The organism is Acidovorax sp. Root568, from assembly GCF_001427445.1.
GTDB classification, from domain to species: Bacteria; Pseudomonadota; Gammaproteobacteria; order Burkholderiales; family Burkholderiaceae_C; genus Acidovorax; species Acidovorax delafieldii.
Genome location: NZ_LMGP01000005.1, coordinates 19,894 through 35,189, shown reverse-complemented (window position 1 = coordinate 35,189; position 15,296 = coordinate 19,894). Strand labels below are relative to the sequence as shown.

Here is a 15,296-nt window from a genome sequence, read left to right as displayed (position 1 = left end):
GCGCTTTCGGCGCAGACAGTACGCCTGTACGGCAAGCCGAAACAACGACGCTGGCGCCCTGTTTCACAAGTCCCGCCAACAAAAGCCATGGGCATTAGCCAGTACATCAAGGAAATCGGCCGCGGCGCGCGCGGCGCCAAGCCGCTGACGCGCGAGCAGGCCACGGACCTGTTCGGCCAGGTGCTGGATGGCGCCGTGACCGACCTGGAGATTGGCGCCTTCTGCCTGGCCATGCGCATCAAGGGCGAGACGTCCGAGGAGATGTGCGGCTTTCTGGATGCCACGCACAGCCGCCTGGCGCTGCTGCCCGCCAGCGACCGCCCGCTGATCGTGCTGCCCAGCTACAACGGCGCACGCAAGCTGCCGGTGCTGACGCCGCTGCTGGCGCTGCTGCTGGCCCGTGAAGGGTTGCCCGTGCTGCTGCACGGCATGCGCACCGAGGCGCGGCGCGTTTTGGCATCGGATGTGCTCAATGCGCTAGAAGTACCTGCCCTGACAGCTCCTGAAAAGATAGCAAATGGCACGGTCCGCCATATCCACACCCAGCACCTGCACGCAGGGCTGGCACGCCTGCTGGCCGTGCGCGAGGTGGTGGGCCTGCGCAACCCAGGGCACAGTGTGGTCAAGCTGATGAGCCCGTGCGCGGGGCCGTCGGTGGTGGTCACGGCGTACACACACCCCGAATATTTCGAGATGCTGCAGAGCACCTTCCGCACCCTGGGGATGAACGCCTTGCTCTCGCGCGGGCTGGAGGGCGAGGTCGCCACGGACCCACGCCGCACCCCCCGCTACGACGGTTTTGTGCACGGCGTGCATACGGTGCTGGAGGCACAACAACCGGGCACGGCCAGCGAGGTGCCCGGTCTGCCCGCCGAGATCGATGTGGCCACCACAGCCGCCTACACGCGCCAGGTGCTGGCGGGCGATTTGCCCATTCCACACGCCATCGAACGGCAGGTGGAACATATCTTGCGACTGGTCGATCAAACCGTTTCGGAGACATCCCCATGAGCCGCCCCACGCCTTCCACCACATCGCCCACACCCCCACCCCACCTGGGCACCGGCGGCAGCTGCACGTTGGTGGGCGCAGGCCCGGGCGACCCGGAGCTGCTCACCCTCAAGGCGCTCAAGGCCATCCAGGCGGCCACCGTGCTGCTGGTGGATGACCTGGTGAGCGATGCCATCGTGGAGCACGCATCGCCCACGGCGCGCATCGTCTACGTGGGCAAGCGCGGCGGCTGCAAAAGCACGCCACAGGCCTTCATCGAAAAGCTGATGCTGATGGCCGTGAACGAAGGGGAGAACGTGGTGCGCCTCAAGGGCGGCGACCCCTTCATCTTCGGCCGGGGTGGCGAAGAGGTGGAGCACCTGCGTGCCGCCGGCGTGCAGGTCACCGTCATCAACGGCATCACCGCAGGCCTGGCGGGCCTGACCTCGCTGGGCGCACCGCTCACGCACCGTGAGCATGCCCATGGCGTGGTGTTTGTCACCGGCCACGCCAAGCCCGGTGACGCGGGCACCGACTGGCGCCAACTGGCCGCCACGGCGCGCGACGCCAAGCTCACGCTGGTCATCTACATGGGCGTAAGCGGCGCCGCCACCATCGAGCAAGAGCTGCTCTCCGGCCTGCCTGCAGACACACCGGTCGCCGTCATCCAGCACGCCAGCCTGCCCCACCAGCGGCATGCCATCACCACCCTGGGAGCGCTGCACGCCACCATCACCCGCGAAGGGCTGGCCAGCCCCTCGGTGATTGTGGTGGGCGATGTGGTGCGTGGTGTCGCACTGGCCGTGCAGGACGCTGGCGCAGTGCCGTTGCAGGCCCGGCGCGCGGGCTGAGCACACACAACGACCCCCACAATTCCACAGTCCCGATTGCGCGCTGCGCAGGTCGGGGATGCACCGTGCGCGAGCGCAAACCAATGTGCTTCAGTGCACGCCCACGCGCTGCGCAGCCGCGTGTTTCATCAAGCCTGGCCTCCCGCTCCACAGCACCGCATTGGGTCACGCAGCTGTACGCACATTGGCCCGGGTATTGCTTGAAGACATGCATCTGAATGCAACACGCACAAGGAACACCATGGCAGCCTTCCCCCTCCCCGCACGCACTTCCAGCATGCCCACGCTGTCGTCCCCTGCACAGGCTCCATCGCGCGATGGGGGCATGTCGCTCGTCAATCTTGCAGCGCGCCAGCGCATGCTGTCGCAGCGCATGGTGCTGCAAACCGTGCTGGCCGCGCGCGGCAGCGACCTGCACCTGAAGGCCGCGCGCAGCTCGCTCACGCTGTTCACCGACAGCCAGGCCCGGCTGGTCGACACGCCCCGCCACCTCGATGCCGCCAGCGGCGAAATCATCCGCAAGGCCTATCACGGCCCCCAGGGTGTGGGCGCCACCATCGACGCGTTTGCCCAGCAGGTGGGCACGGCGCTGGACCTGGCCGAGCGCCAGAGCCCGCGCGTGGAAGACGCCCTGGCTAGGCTGGTCGAAACCACCGACGGTGTGCTCGACGCACTCAACACGGCCACCACCGCGTTCGACCAGGTGAGCAAGGCGCAGTCCGAAACCCTGATGAAAGAGCTGGCCGGCATCGTGGCCTCGATCCAGACCGTGGCACGCGAGGCCAAGGTGGTCAGCTTCAACGCCCAGGTGATGGCAGCGCGTGCCGGGCAGCACGGGCGCGAGTTTGCGGTGGTGGCCAATGTGCTGTCAGGCATCACCAACGAAATTGACGGCCTGTCCCTGCAGGCGGTGTCATTGGCCGGACGCAGCCGCAACGCGGCCTGAGCAGCACAGCGTGAGGGGCAGAGAAAAGGCCCGGGGCGATGCGCCCAGGGCCTTGGAAGGCGTCCATTCAAGGCGCCCACTCAACGGCTTACTGCCCGGCGGTTTCTCGCACTTGCTGAAACCGCTGTGCCAGTTCCTTGCGCAGCGTCTTGCGGATCACCGCAGCGTCCCAGCGGCGGCGTTCGTCGGGGGTGGAAGGCGACAGTGGCGGCACCTGCACGGGCTTGCGCGCCTCATCCACCGCCACCATGGTGAAAAAGCAGCTGTTCACATGCCGCACCACCTGCGAACGGATCTCTTCGGCCACGACCTTGATGCCGACTTCCATCGACGAGCTGCCTGTGTAGTTCACGCTGGCCAGAAACGTCACCAGCTCGCCCACATGGATGGGCTGCAAAAACATCACCTGGTCCACGCTCAGCGTCACGGTGTAGCAGCCCGAATAGCGGCTGGCGCACGAGTACGCCACCTGGTCCAGCAGCTTGAGGATGGCGCCGCCGTGCACGTTGCCCGAAAAGTTGGCCATGTCGGGCGACATGAGCACGGTCATGCTGAGTTGGTGTGAAGGGATGTTCATGCAGCGATTTTAGAAAGCTGCGTGTGCTGCGTCGCGTGCAAGTTGAGCCCGGTGCACAGCGGGTGGCAGCTTCGCTACACTCGCGCAGCACCTGCTGACCGGGTGCGAGGAGGAACCGATGATCGAACTAGAAAAACTCAACGAATTCACCGAAAGCCACGGCGCATTGCGCACCGGCAAGGGGCTGGTGTCGGGCGTGATTGCACTCACGCTGGCCATCCTGTGCCTTCTGGGCGTGTTGGCCTTTCACTTCCCCGAGTACCTCACCACGCCGCAGCTGCGCAAGAGCTACGACGTGGCGGTGATACGCAACATCATGCTGGTGGCCATGGCAATTGCGGGCGGCATCTCGTTGGTCAACATCCTGTTCAACCGCGCCCGCTGGCTGGCCACCTTTGCGTTTGCCATCGTGGCGATTGCCGCGCTGCTGGGCGGCCACAAGGTGGAGGTGGACCCGAACTTCCCCGACAACACACCCTACATCGGCCTCGACTGGTTCATCCTGGACCTGCTGGGCAGCTCGCTGATCTTCATCTTCATCGAGAAGCTGTTTGCGCTGCGCAAGGACCAGCCCATCTTCCGCGCCGAGTGGCAGACGGACTTTCACCACTTCATCGTCAACCACATGGTGGTGGGCTTTGTGCTGCTGGCCACCAACCTCATCGTGCACAAGTTCTTTGGCTGGGCGGCGAGCGACGGCATTCGCGGCTGGGTGCAGGGGCTGAACTTCTGGGTGGCACTGTTCCTCATCATCCTGGTGGCCGACCTGGTGCAGTACTGGACGCACCGCGCCTACCACGAGGTGCCCCTGCTGTGGCGCCTGCACGCCGTGCACCACAGCGTCAAAAGCATGGACTGGATGGCGGGCTCGCGCCAGCACATCCTGGAGCTGCTGATCACCCGCACGCTGGTGCTGGCCCCCATCTATGTGCTGGGCTTCAGCAAGGAAGTGATCGACGCATACATCGTGGTGGTGGGCTTCCAGGCCGTGTTCAACCACGCCAATGTGAGCGTGCGACTTGGGCCGCTGCGCTACGTGCTGGTCACGCCCAACTTCCACCACTGGCACCACAGCCAGGACCAGGAGGCGCTGGACAAGAACTACGCCGCGCACTTCGCGTTTCTGGACTACCTGTTTGGCACCGCCGTCAAAAGCACCAAGCTCTGGCCCGAGCACTATGGCGTGCTGGGCGACTACGTGCCCAACGGCTTTGTGAAGCAGTTCAAGTTTCCGTTCACCTGGAAGGGATGAGGACTCGTTAGGTACAGGGCTAGGGCATCGCCGCCAGCTCTCGCTCCAGCACCCGCAGTTGCTCGCGCAGGGCCTCGGTCCGTTCTTCACACGCGGCTTTGGCATCGGCGGCCTTTTCCGCGCCCTCCTGCACAAACTGGTTGCCCGACGGCAGGTTGCCGCGCCGCAGCGGCCCTGCCGTGGCCACGGCATTGGGCTGGGCTGTGCATTCACGCTGGTTGCGCTCGATAGCGGCGCGCGCCTGGGGGATGCCCTGGGTCTGCAGGTAGTTCTTGCGCTGCCAGGTGGGGCCAAACGCGCCCTCGGCCAAAGGCGCTACGGGGGGCTGCACCGGGGTGGCGCCACGGGTGGTGGGGCGCACGTCGATCTTCTCGCCCTCGCCCGCACAAGGCGCGTCCTGGAACGACACCTTGCCATTGGCGTCCGTGCACTTGTTGATGGCCCAGGCGGGGGCCAGGCAGCCCAGCGCCAGAGCACAGAGGGCGTAGCGGATCAAAGTCATGGTGTTGTCCTCGGCAGGTCCATGCCACATGCTACCGCGCCGCATGGGGCGGGGCGAATCGCACCGTTTCGCGCGGGTGCCGACAGAGCCATGGGTGGATAGACACATGTCCCTAAGATGACGCGCCCCCGGTAGAAACCCGGTGCGTGCCGGGCACAGCGCCCTCCTACCATCGCCGCTCTTCGGGGCCTCGCAGCCCTTTGAATCGGTTTTTTGCTGGAGATGCTGTGTGATGAAGACCCCGAATGCAAATGCGTGGCCCGCCGACCAGGGGCTGCCCCTGGCGCGCCGCCGCAGCCTGGTCCTTGCGCTGGCCGGTAGCGCGGCCCTGGCTGGCCTGCCCGCCCGCGCACAGCCCGCCAGCGGCGGCAAGGGAGACATCCTCATTGGCCGCTCGACCGCACTGTCAGGCGGCATGGCGCCGTTTTTGTCGCCCATCCACGAGGGGCAGGAGGCCGCCGTGGAAGACGCCAACGCCAAGGGCGGCATCGGTGGCCGCAAGATCCGGCTGGTGTCGCTGGACGATGGTTTTGACGCCCGCCGTGCGCTCGACAACGCCAAGCAGCTGAGCGAAAAAGACGGCGTGCTGGCGCTGTTTGGTGTGGCCGGCACCTCGCAGGTCATGACGCTGTTGCCCTACCTGGCGCAAGCCAAGCTGCCGCTGATCTCGGTGTACACCGGCAGCCCTGCCGTGCGAGCGCAGCAGCACCCCTACCTGTTCACCACCCGCGCCAGCTATGCCGACGAACTGGTGAAGATCGTGCGCAACCTGGTGGCCGTGCAGACCTCGCGCATTGCTGTGGCCTACGAAAACAATGACTTCGGCAAACTGCTGCTGCCCCTGGTCGAAAAGACGGTTGCCGCTGAAGGCGCGACGCTGGCGGGATCGCATGCGCTGGCCTCGTCGGGTGAAGACGCGAACGAAGCCGCCAAGGCCCTGGCCACCCAAAAGCCGCAGGCCGTGCTGCTGGTGGCAGCAGGCCCGTCGGTAGTGGCCTATGTGCGGGCCAACCGCGCTCACCTGGGCGTGCCCATCTACACCCTGTCGCTGGGCGCAGGCACCGCTGTGCTCAAGGCGCTGGGCGACGATGCGCGTGGCCTGGCGGTGGCGAGAACGGGCCCCTCGCCCACCAAGCCCACCATTGCGCTCACGCGCGACTTTCAGGCCTCCATGAAGCGCCACGACAAGCCGGCGGATTACGACCGCTATACCGGCTACATGGACGCGCGCGTGCTCATTGAAGGCCTGCGCGCTGCGGGGCCTGGCGTCACGCGCGCCAGCCTGGTCACTGCCATGGAGGGCCTGGGCAATCTGGACCTGGGCGGCTTCAGCTACCAGTTCAGCGCACAGAACCACCACGGGTCCAACTACGTGGACATCGCCGTGGTGGGCTCGGGCGGGGTGTATCGGCAGTAAGAGCCTGTTCAAAGTCTTTTTGGAGTCGCACAAGTACCTTGCCGGGATGGGATGCAAGGCGCGGTGCGCTGCCGATAGCCTGTGCACGGCCAAGCGCCGCAACGCCGCAGACCGCCCGGCAAGGCACTTGCCCGAAGGGTTGGTGTGAAATCGGGCCGATGAACTCGGAGTTTTGGCGCCCCGACTGCTTGCATGGGCATGAGCCCATGCGGCGCATCCGCGGCATCCACTCATCCCGATTGCACTCCAATGCGATCTCCAAAAAGACATTGAACAGGCTCTAAGCGCCGCACCACCATTCGCTGGCTGCTTCGGCGCCAGCGGGTCTGCAGGACATGGCACACCGCGTGGCCGTGCCGCAGTGACCACCACAGCGCCGCGCAAAGGCATCACTCTGGCTACCGGGTGCAGCGGGCTGCGTCCCACCCGGTGCGTTGTGCCGCCAGAACAACAAAAACCCGCACCTTGGATGCCACAGCGGATGCATTTTTGCGAATAGTTCCCATTTGTATTTAGAATTTTACAAATCCCAGCCAGCCGTGCGTCCCGTCGGAGGAGCGTTGCCAGCCAGCCTGTCATCGCATTTCCCCCAGGAGCCCTTTCATGCACGCACCCCGCAGACACCTTGTCTGTGCCCTCCACCCTCTGGCGGTGGCCGCCTTCCTGGCCGCCAACCTAGCGGGCACCGCCAGTGCCCAGACCGCCGCCGAGTCACCAGCGCCCGCCGCCGAACCCTCCCTCTCGGGCACAGCCAACACCGACCAGGTCGTGGAGCCCAAGGCGCTGGACAGCGTCACCGTGTCGGGTGCGCGCGAGAGCGCATCCACCCGCCTCCAGCTCACGCCGCGTGAAACGCCGCAGTCCGTCAGCACGGTGACGCGCGCGCAGATCGAGCGCCAGTCGCTCACCAGCATCGACAGCCTGCTGCGCAACGTAAACGGCATTGCCGTGAGCTTCTACGACACGCAGCGCCCGCTGTACTACGCCCGCGGCTTCCAGATCACCGACTTCCAGACCGACGGCCTGCCCAGCTACAGCAGCAGCACCAACCAGGAGTTCGACACCGCGCTGTACGAGCGCATCGACATCGTGCGCGGCGCCAACGGCATCCAGACCGGTGTGGGCGTGCCGTCGGCCACCATCAACATGATCCGCAAGCGCCCGCAGCGCGAGTTCGCGGCGTCTGTGGCGCTCACGGCGGGTTCCTGGAACCTGTACCGGGGCGAGCTGGACATCAACGCACCGCTCAACAGCGACGGCAGCGTGCGCAGCCGCCTGGTCGTGGCCCCGCAGAAGAAAGACAGCTTCCGCGACCGCTACTCCGAGGACAAGACCGCCCTGCTGGCTGCGGTGGAGGCCGACATCGGCACCGCCACCGTGGTGTCGGTGGGCTACCAGCGCCAGTCCAACGACCCCAAGGCGCCGATCTGGGGCACCATCCCGCGTTTTGCCACCACGGGCGTGCCCATCGACCTGCCGATCTCCACCAGCTTCTCGCCGCCCTGGACGCGCTGGGAGCGCACCTCTGGCACGCTCTACGCCACGCTGGACCACCAGATCAACGACGACTGGAGCCTGAAGGCCGCGCTGAACCACACCGAGGGCGACACCTTCCGCCTGAGCACCTACGGCTATGGCGCCACCACCAGCCAGGCCCCGTTCATCAACCCGGTCACCGGCGCCGGCACCACGCTGTACGCAGCCGTGAGCGGCAGCAGCGAAAAGCAGGACACGGTAGACGCCTACCTGTCAGGCAAGTTCGAGTTGGGCGGCCGCAAGCACGACCTGGTGGTGGGCATGAGCTCCACCCGCACTGCCACGCGCACCGATGGCTACACGTCCGTGGCGGGCTGGAGCTACGTGATCCCCAACATCTACACCTGGGACGGCAACGCACCTGCGCCCACGTATTCCAAGACCGGCGCCTGGCGCACACAGATCACGCAGCAGACGGGCTTGTTCGCCTCGGCACGCTGGCGCGTGGCCGACCCGCTGTCGGTGCTCACCGGCTTGCGCCTGACCGACTGGCACCGCCACTCCGACACCTATGGCACCACCGGCAGCTATGCAGGCCGCTCGGCCATCCAGGACGAGAACCGCAAGGTCACGCCCTTCATTGGCGCGGTGTACGACATCACGCCCACCCTGTCGGCCTACGCCAGCTACGCGCGCATCTTCAACCCGCAGAACTACAAGGACCGCAACAACAATCCGCTGTCGCCCGTCATCGGCAGCAATGCCGAGGCTGGCCTCAAGGCCGAGCTGTTCGAGCGCCGCATCCAGGCGCACTTTGCGGTGTTCCAGACCAAGCAGGACAACTTCGGCGTGCGCGACAGCGCCATCACCACACCGCTGCCCGACGGCAGCCTGCCCTACGTGGCCGTGAACGGCACGAAGTCCACCGGCTTCGAGCTGGAGTTCGCAGGCATGGCCACCCGGCAATGGCGGGTGAGTGCCGGCCTCACCCGCGCCAAGGTCACGCGTGCCCCCACCGACCTGATCTACGCCAACATGCCCGACTACCTGGTGCAACTGGGCACGGACTACCAGCTCTCGGGCGCGCTGGCGCCGCTGTCGGTGGGCGGCAACCTGACCTGGCAAAGCGCCATCGAGGGCTTCAACATCCCGCACCCCAGCGGCACGGTGACGGTGAAGCAGTCGCCCAAGGCCATCCTCAACCTGCGTGCATCCTGGCAGTTCAACCCCAAGGTCAGCGCCACACTGGCGGTGAACAACGTGACCAACCAGAAGTACTGGGCCAACCTGGACTACGGCAACTATGCGGACCCGCGCAATCTGAGCGTGACGCTGCGAGCGGCGTTCTGACCGGCCTACCCGCAACACAAGAGGGAGCGAGGGGGCGACCGGGGCTTGCGCCGCAGCGGCATCGCGCCGTGCGGAGCAGGCCCCGGGGCAGCCGGGGGACAATCACGCCTTTGTCCCTTTTGATGCCTTCCCGTGTCCCTCCCATTTTTTGACGCCATCATCATCGGCGCCGGCGCTGCCGGCCTGTTCTGCGCGGGCCAGGCGGGCCAGCGGGGCCTGAAGGTCTTGCTCATCGACCATGCCGACAAGGTGGCCGAAAAGATCCGCATCTCGGGCGGCGGGCGCTGCAACTTCACCAACCGCGACCTGGACCCGGCCGCGCCGCACAAACACTTTGTGGGGCAGAACCCGCAGTTCTGCCGCTCGGCGCTGTCGCGCTACACGCCCGCCGACTTTATCGCGCTGGTGCAAAAGCACGGCATCCCGTTTCATGAAAAGCACAAGGGCCAGCTGTTTGCCGACCGCTCGGCCGAGGACATCATTGCCATGCTGCTGGCCGAGTGCGAGGCGGGTGGCGTGACCCGCTGGCAGCCCTGTAGCGTCAAAAAAATAGACTTTTTGGCATCAAGCGCTAGTGAATCATGCCGGGGCAGCTATCAAATTGATACTGATCGTGGGCCGGTGTCGGCGGGTGCGCTGGTCATTGCCACCGGCGGCTTGTCCATCCCCAAGATCGGCGCCACCGACTTTGGCTACCGGCTCGCGCAGCAGTTCAGCATCCCGCTCATCGAGCGCAAGCCGGGCCTGGTGCCGCTGACCTTTGACGGCGCAGGCTGGGCGCCGTATGCGCAGCTGGCGGGGCTGGCGCTGCCGGTGCAGATCAGCACCGGGGCCAAGAAAACCCGCATGGCGTTTGACGAAGACCTGCTGTTCACCCACCGGGGCCTGTCGGGCCCGGCGGTGCTGCAGATCTCCAGCTACTGGCAGGAGGGCACGCCCCTGGCCATCAACCTGGCGCCCACGGTGGACCTGCCCGCCGCGCTGGCGCAGGGCAAGGCCCGCTCGCGCAAGCTGGTTGCCAACGAGCTGGCCACCCTGGTGCCGAGCCGCCTGGCCGACGCGTGGGCCAGTCGCGAGGCCGACTGGCAGCGCCCCATCAACGAGGCATCGGACAAGGCCCTGGCGCGCCTGGCGGAGCAGCTGGCACGCTGGGAGCTGACGCCCACAGGCACCGAGGGCTACAAAAAAGCCGAGGTGACGCTGGGCGGCGTGGACACGCGCGCGCTGTCGCAGCAAACCATGGAGTGCAAGACGCAGCCCGGCCTGTACTTCATTGGCGAGGTGGTGGACGTGACAGGCTGGCTGGGCGGCTACAACTTTCAGTGGGCCTGGGCCAGCGCGCATGCCTGTGCGCAGGCGTTGGCAGTGACACCCCCCTGAGGCCCTACGTGCCTTCCCCCCGCTCTCGCTACGCTACGCTGCGCGGGCAGGGGGACGACGCCCTCTCTGCGGGGCGGCCCTTGCCCGGCGTCCCGCGCGTGCGCAGCCCCGTTTGACCGCTACGCTGCCGCTGCCTCTCGCGTCAACAATCCGCAATGCTGTCGGGCCCAGGCCTCCAGCTCCGGCACCGGCAGCGGGCGGCTGAAGTGGTAGCCCTGCAGCTCCTCGCAATCGAGCGCACTCAGCACCTGGGCCGTGGCCAGGTCTTCCACGCCCTCGGCCACGATGCGCAGCCCCAGCGTGTGGCCCAGCGCGATGATGGCGCGGGTGATGGCCATGTCGGCTGGGTTGGCCAGCATGTCGCGCACAAAGGACTTGTCCACCTTGAGGCGGTCGATGTCAAAGCGCTTCAGATAGGCCAGGCTGGAATACCCGGTGCCGAAATCGTCGATGGACAGCTGTACGCCCAGCGCCTTGAGCGCGGCCAGTTGCTGCTCGGCCGCATGGGCGTTGTCCATGAGCTGGGACTCGGTGATCTCCAGCTCCAGCCGGTGCGCCGGCATACCGGTGCGCAGCAGCAGGGCCTCAATGTCGGTGACCAGCGCGGGGTCGGACATCTGCGCGGCCGAGAGGTTGACTGAGATCGACACCCGGGCCAGCGGGTGTGGCATCAAGGCATCGCCAGGGCCCGCCTCCAGCGCCAGCTGTTGCCAGCGCACCCACTGCTCGCAGGCTTGCTGCAACACCCAGCTGCCAATGGCGCGGATCATGCCGGTCTCTTCGGCGATGGGGATGAACTCGCTGGGCGGTATAGAGCCCAGCACCGGGCTGGTCCAGCGCAGCAGCGCCTCCACGCCCAGCAGCTGGGTGCCCTGGGCGCTCAGACGGGGCTGGTAGTGCAGGCTCAGTTCGTTGCGCTCCAGCGCGCGGCGCAGCTGCTGCTCCATGGTCTGGCGGGCCACCGCACGCTGGTCGGTCTCCATGGAATAGAACAGCGCCATGTCGCGGCCGGTGGTTTTGGCCTCGTACATGGCGGCGTCGGCGCGGCGCATGAGTTCGTCAATGTCGCTGCCATCCTCGGGGTACACGGCGATGCCCACGCTGCAGGACACATTGAGTTCATGCCCCTCCACCGGGTGGCTCTGGCGGATGAGCGGGATCAGCCGCCTCTCCACCAGCTGCTGCACATCCTCGCGCCCGGCCACGTCGCGCATCACCACCACAAACTCGTCGCCGCCCAGGCGGCTCACGGTGTCGCGGCTGCGCACGGCCTGCGTGAGGCGCGCGGCCACCGAGCGCAGCAGGCCATCGCCAATGTGGTGGCCCAGCGTGTCGTTGATGGCCTTGAAGCGGTCCAGGTCGATGAAGAGCACCGCGACCTTCTCACCCGTGATGGGCGCCTGCGCCAGCGCCATCTGCAGGCGCTGCACGCACAGTGATCGGTTGGGCAGCTCGGTGAGCACATCGTGGTGCGCCAGGAACTGGATGCGCTCCTCGTTGAGCTTGCGGTCGGTGATGTCGATGGCAATGCCGATGTGGTTGGCCACCGCACCGCCCTTGCCCTCGCGCACGGCCGACACCATGAGCCAGGCCGGGTAGGTCTCGCCCGAGCGGCGGAGAAACCGCACCTCGCCCTGCCACGATTCCTTGTCGAGCATGGTGCGCTGAATCTGCACCGACAGCGGCTCGGCGCCCGCCTCTTCCAGCAGAAAGCCAAGGTCTTCGCCAATGACCTCGTAGAAGTCGTAGTGCGTGCTGCGGCAGAACGCCTTGTTCACGCTGATGATCTGCTGCTCGGCGTTCATGATGATGATGCCCTCGGACGAGGCCTCGAACACCTTGGCCCAGAGCTCCAGGCGCTGTTCCATCACCTTGAGCACGTTGATGGGCGTGAAGGCCGTGAGCACCGAGTCGCGCCCCTGGAACTGCAGGCGCCGCGCCGACAGCACGGCCCAGGATGGCTCGGGGCTGCCCTTCCAGCGCACTTCAAATTCATCGACCGAGCCCTGGTCCGCCAGGCGCTGGAAGAAGCGCGCGCGCACGCCGGGCTCCAGCCCCACGGCCCAGGGGTCGGTCTTGCGGCCACCCAGCCAGTGGGCCGCGGGTGCGTTGGAGTGCAGCACCTCGTGCTCGGGAATCGACGTGACCACCATGGGGATGGGGAAGGCCTCCACCAGTTCACGCTGCGCCTCGGCCGCACGGGCGCTGGCGGCCAGCTCTTGCTGCAGCACGCGGTCGCGGTCGAGCTGCGAGAGCATCTCATTGAACGCAGTAACCAGGCGGCCGATCTCGTCGCGGCTGGCCCAGTGCGCGCGCAGCGTGTGGTCGCCGCTCTTGCGCACCTCGTCGGCCACGCGGGCCAGTTGCTGCAGCGGTTTGGCGATCTGGCGCGCGACCAGGGTGACGAGCGAAAGGATGCAGCCCAGCAGCACCAGCGCCGTGCCCAGGTGCAACCACATGCGGGCAAACAGGCTGTCGGCGCGCTGGTTCAGCAAACGCTCCAGGTCCACAATGCCCACCGACCAGGCATCGCGCAGCGCGCCCAGCACCTGCGCCTCCTGCAGGCCCACTTGTGCCACCGTCAGGCGCGACTCGCCCGACGCAATGCCCTGCAGCAAGGCCTGAAAGCCCTCCTGCGCCGCCTTGAGCGCCTCGCGCTGGCGCACCAGCGCAGCCCGCATCTCGGGCGAGCCTGCAATGAAGGCCTGGTTGTAGTCCGACTCGATGCCCAGCATCACCGCATCCAGCCGCCCCACCAGCGTCAGCAACTCGGACGACCACTGCGGCCCGCGCCGCGACGGCGCCGCGTTCAGGAAGCTGACGGTGTCATGCACCGCCTGCAGCAGCTCGGGAAACCGCAGCACCACCAGCGACATCACGTAGTAGCTGTCCAGGTCCGGGTCCAGGATCAGGTTGGACTGGTTACCCACCGTGGTGAGCAGCTCACGCCCCTCGCGCAGCAGCTGGCTGCGCAGCCGGGTGAGCGTCTGCGGATCAGCAGCTGGAGCGCCCCCTTGGGGCTGGCCCGTCAGCTGCTGCAGCGCCACGCCAAACCGCTGCCCCACATCGGCCGTGTGCAGTTGTTCGTCGTGGGCTGCCCGCACGGCGTCCAGGCGGGTCAGCACATCGGCCACCAGCGGAGGCTGCTGCGAAGCATCCAGGAACTGCCCCATCAGCCCATCGCGCACCACGGCCGCGTAGGTCGTGCCCACCACCTCCTTGCGCGTGAAATCAATCGCCAGGTACTTTTCGTGGATCAGGATGCTGGAGACGTAGATCACCGCCGTCAGGTCCAGCAGATAGATGAGCATGAGCTTGCGGCCCACACTGAGCCGGCCCAGCCAACCCGATACGCGGTGCATGAATGCCATGGTGTCTGCGGCGGGGCCGCCCGGGCGGATGGCCAGGACTCTCCACCGGTGAATAGGAGTGTTACAACGTGAAGCAACTTCCGCGCCATTGCGGTGCGGCCCGGCTGTGAGAAGCCCACCGGACGCCCTGTTCGGGGACAGACCGGCAGTCCTTGCGCTCTGGGCGTGGATAAAGGCTATAATCTCCGGCTTTGCTGGCAATGCCCCGTCGGCCAAATACTAGTTACAGACGGGGAAACCGCTTTGTACGGACTTGAGGCCCGATCTCCCCAAGCCCCTCTGCAGGCACCATTTGGAAAACATTAGCTAATGACTACGATCCGCGTAAAAGAAAACGAACCCTTTGACGTTGCACTGCGCCGCTTCAAGCGCACCATTGAAAAGCTCGGCCTGCTGACCGACCTGCGCGCCCGTGAGTTCTACGAAAAGCCCACCGCCGAGCGCAAGCGCAAGAAGGCTGCTGCCGTGAAGCGTCACTACAAGCGCGTTCGCAGCATGCAACTGCCCAAGAAGCTGTACTAAGTACCGCTTTGGCCCCGTTCTGATACGGAGTGCCGACAAACCCGCGCTAGGGACGCCAAGCGCGGGTTTTTGTTTTTGGGGTTTGCCAAAAGGCTTTCTGGCGTCGTTGCAACGCCTTGCCGTAGCAGCACTACTGTCTGCGGCGTTGACGCCTAGCCAGAAAGCCTTTTGGCAAACCCCTGTTCTTGTCTAAAACCAACCAAGGAAGCCGCCATGAGCCTCAAGGACCAGATCACCGAAGACATGAAAACCGCCATGCGCGCCAAGGACAGTGAGCGCCTGGGCACCATCCGCCTGCTGCAGGCCGCGATGAAGCAAAAGGAAGTGGACGAGCGCATCGTGCTCGACGACGCGGCTGTGGTCGCCATCGTGGACAAGCTCATCAAGCAGCGCAAGGACTCGATCACCGCGTTTGAAGGCGCAGGCCGCCAGGACCTGGCCGACAAGGAAAAGGCCGAGATGGCTGTGCTGCAGGCCTACCTGCCCGAGCGCATGTCGGCCGAAGAAACGCTGGCTGCCGTCAAGGCCATCGTGGCCGAAATCGGCGCATCGGGCCCTGGCGACATGGGCAAGGTCATGGGCGTGGTCAAGACCCGCCTGGCGGGCAAGGCCGATATGGGCCAGGTGTCGGCTGCAGTAAAGGCAGCGCTGGCGGGCTGATC

The 15,296-nt window shown here is 66.2% G+C and carries 12 protein-coding genes; 9 read left to right on the top strand and 3 right to left on the bottom strand.

Annotated features, from left to right (window positions below):
- The first annotated feature begins 87 nt into the window (after positions 1-87).
- The 3 genes from ybiB to ASD75_RS05815 all read left to right on the top strand — a co-directional run bounded on the left by ybiB (position 88) and on the right by ASD75_RS05815 (position 2,787).
- Positions 88-1,011, top strand: a complete 924-nt coding sequence (gene ybiB / locus ASD75_RS05825; protein ID WP_056743957.1) for a DNA-binding protein YbiB — start codon at positions 88-90, stop codon at positions 1,009-1,011.
- A complete protein-coding gene (gene cobA / locus ASD75_RS05820) occupies positions 1,008-1,841 on the top strand; it encodes a uroporphyrinogen-III C-methyltransferase (RefSeq protein WP_056743955.1) in 834 nt (277 codons plus the stop codon). Before ybiB ends, cobA begins: the two co-directional genes overlap by 4 nt.
- A gap of 241 nt (positions 1,842-2,082) precedes the next feature.
- Entirely contained in the window at positions 2,083-2,787 is a 705-nt protein-coding gene (locus tag ASD75_RS05815) for a type IV pili methyl-accepting chemotaxis transducer N-terminal domain-containing protein (protein WP_056743954.1), read from the top strand.
- Between the two features lie 88 nt (positions 2,788-2,875).
- On the opposite strand, the gene ASD75_RS05810 is transcribed toward ASD75_RS05815, so the two are convergent.
- Positions 2,876-3,364 carry an acyl-CoA thioesterase gene (locus tag ASD75_RS05810; protein WP_056058237.1) on the bottom strand — a complete coding sequence of 163 codons (489 nt, stop codon included), beginning with the start codon at positions 3,362-3,364 and terminating at the stop codon, positions 2,876-2,878.
- A 118-nt stretch (positions 3,365-3,482) separates the two neighbouring features.
- Here ASD75_RS05810 and ASD75_RS05805 point away from each other — a divergent pair, with 118 nt between their 5' ends.
- Positions 3,483-4,616 carry a sterol desaturase family protein gene (locus tag ASD75_RS05805; RefSeq protein WP_056743951.1) on the top strand — a complete coding sequence of 378 codons (1,134 nt, stop codon included), beginning with the start codon at positions 3,483-3,485 and terminating at the stop codon, positions 4,614-4,616.
- A 19-nt stretch (positions 4,617-4,635) separates the two neighbouring features.
- Here the strand turns inward: ASD75_RS05805 and ASD75_RS05800 are convergent, their stop codons facing one another.
- Positions 4,636-5,118 carry a DUF4124 domain-containing protein gene (locus tag ASD75_RS05800; protein ID WP_056058397.1) on the bottom strand — a complete coding sequence of 161 codons (483 nt, stop codon included), beginning with the start codon at positions 5,116-5,118 and terminating at the stop codon, positions 4,636-4,638.
- A 232-nt stretch (positions 5,119-5,350) separates the two neighbouring features.
- Between ASD75_RS05800 and ASD75_RS05795 the strand changes: the two genes are divergently transcribed.
- The 3 genes from ASD75_RS05795 to ASD75_RS05785 all read left to right on the top strand — a co-directional run bounded on the left by ASD75_RS05795 (position 5,351) and on the right by ASD75_RS05785 (position 10,741).
- Complete coding sequence (locus tag ASD75_RS05795) at positions 5,351-6,535, top strand: ABC transporter substrate-binding protein (RefSeq protein ID WP_056743949.1); 1,185 nt, start codon at positions 5,351-5,353, stop codon at positions 6,533-6,535.
- Between the two features lie 603 nt (positions 6,536-7,138).
- Positions 7,139-9,361 carry a TonB-dependent siderophore receptor gene (locus ASD75_RS05790; protein ID WP_056743948.1) on the top strand — a complete coding sequence of 741 codons (2,223 nt, stop codon included), beginning with the start codon at positions 7,139-7,141 and terminating at the stop codon, positions 9,359-9,361.
- 132 nt (positions 9,362-9,493) lie between these two features.
- Positions 9,494-10,741 (top strand): NAD(P)/FAD-dependent oxidoreductase, encoded by a 1,248-nt coding sequence (locus ASD75_RS05785; RefSeq protein ID WP_056743946.1) that lies wholly within the window; start codon positions 9,494-9,496, stop codon positions 10,739-10,741.
- Between the two features lie 119 nt (positions 10,742-10,860).
- Here the strand turns inward: ASD75_RS05785 and ASD75_RS05780 are convergent, their stop codons facing one another.
- Positions 10,861-14,112 (bottom strand): EAL domain-containing protein, encoded by a 3,252-nt coding sequence (locus tag ASD75_RS05780; protein WP_056743944.1) that lies wholly within the window; start codon positions 14,110-14,112, stop codon positions 10,861-10,863.
- A gap of 309 nt (positions 14,113-14,421) precedes the next feature.
- On the opposite strand from ASD75_RS05780, the gene rpsU reads away from it, so the two are divergent.
- Together rpsU and ASD75_RS05770 are read left to right on the top strand one after the other, a co-directional pair.
- The gene (gene rpsU, locus ASD75_RS05775) at positions 14,422-14,634 is read left to right on the top strand and encodes a 30S ribosomal protein S21 (protein ID WP_007833691.1); all 213 of its coding nucleotides are present in this window, start codon (positions 14,422-14,424) and stop codon (positions 14,632-14,634) included.
- A gap of 213 nt (positions 14,635-14,847) precedes the next feature.
- Positions 14,848-15,294 carry a GatB/YqeY domain-containing protein gene (locus ASD75_RS05770; RefSeq protein WP_055400197.1) on the top strand — a complete coding sequence of 149 codons (447 nt, stop codon included), beginning with the start codon at positions 14,848-14,850 and terminating at the stop codon, positions 15,292-15,294.
- Positions 15,295-15,296 lie beyond the last annotated feature (2 nt).

Excerpts from the sequence above, each read along its gene's own strand:
- ybiB (WP_056743957.1), top strand. The coding sequence starts at position 88 with ATGGGCATTAGCCAGTACATCAAGGAAATCGGCCGCGGCGCGCGCGGC.
- ASD75_RS05780 (WP_056743944.1), bottom strand. The coding sequence starts at position 14,112 with ATGGCATTCATGCACCGCGTATCGGGTTGGCTGGGCCGGCTCAGTGTG.
- ASD75_RS05795 (WP_056743949.1), top strand. The coding sequence starts at position 5,351 with ATGAAGACCCCGAATGCAAATGCGTGGCCCGCCGACCAGGGGCTGCCC.
- rpsU (WP_007833691.1), top strand. The coding sequence starts at position 14,422 with ATGACTACGATCCGCGTAAAAGAAAACGAACCCTTTGACGTTGCACTG.
- ASD75_RS05790 (WP_056743948.1), top strand. The coding sequence starts at position 7,139 with ATGCACGCACCCCGCAGACACCTTGTCTGTGCCCTCCACCCTCTGGCG.
- ASD75_RS05810 (WP_056058237.1), bottom strand. The coding sequence starts at position 3,364 with ATGAACATCCCTTCACACCAACTCAGCATGACCGTGCTCATGTCGCCC.
- cobA (WP_056743955.1), top strand. The coding sequence starts at position 1,008 with ATGAGCCGCCCCACGCCTTCCACCACATCGCCCACACCCCCACCCCAC.
- ASD75_RS05815 (WP_056743954.1), top strand. The coding sequence starts at position 2,083 with ATGGCAGCCTTCCCCCTCCCCGCACGCACTTCCAGCATGCCCACGCTG.
- ASD75_RS05770 (WP_055400197.1), top strand. The coding sequence starts at position 14,848 with ATGAGCCTCAAGGACCAGATCACCGAAGACATGAAAACCGCCATGCGC.
- ASD75_RS05800 (WP_056058397.1), bottom strand. The coding sequence starts at position 5,118 with ATGACTTTGATCCGCTACGCCCTCTGTGCTCTGGCGCTGGGCTGCCTG.
- ASD75_RS05805 (WP_056743951.1), top strand. The coding sequence starts at position 3,483 with ATGATCGAACTAGAAAAACTCAACGAATTCACCGAAAGCCACGGCGCA.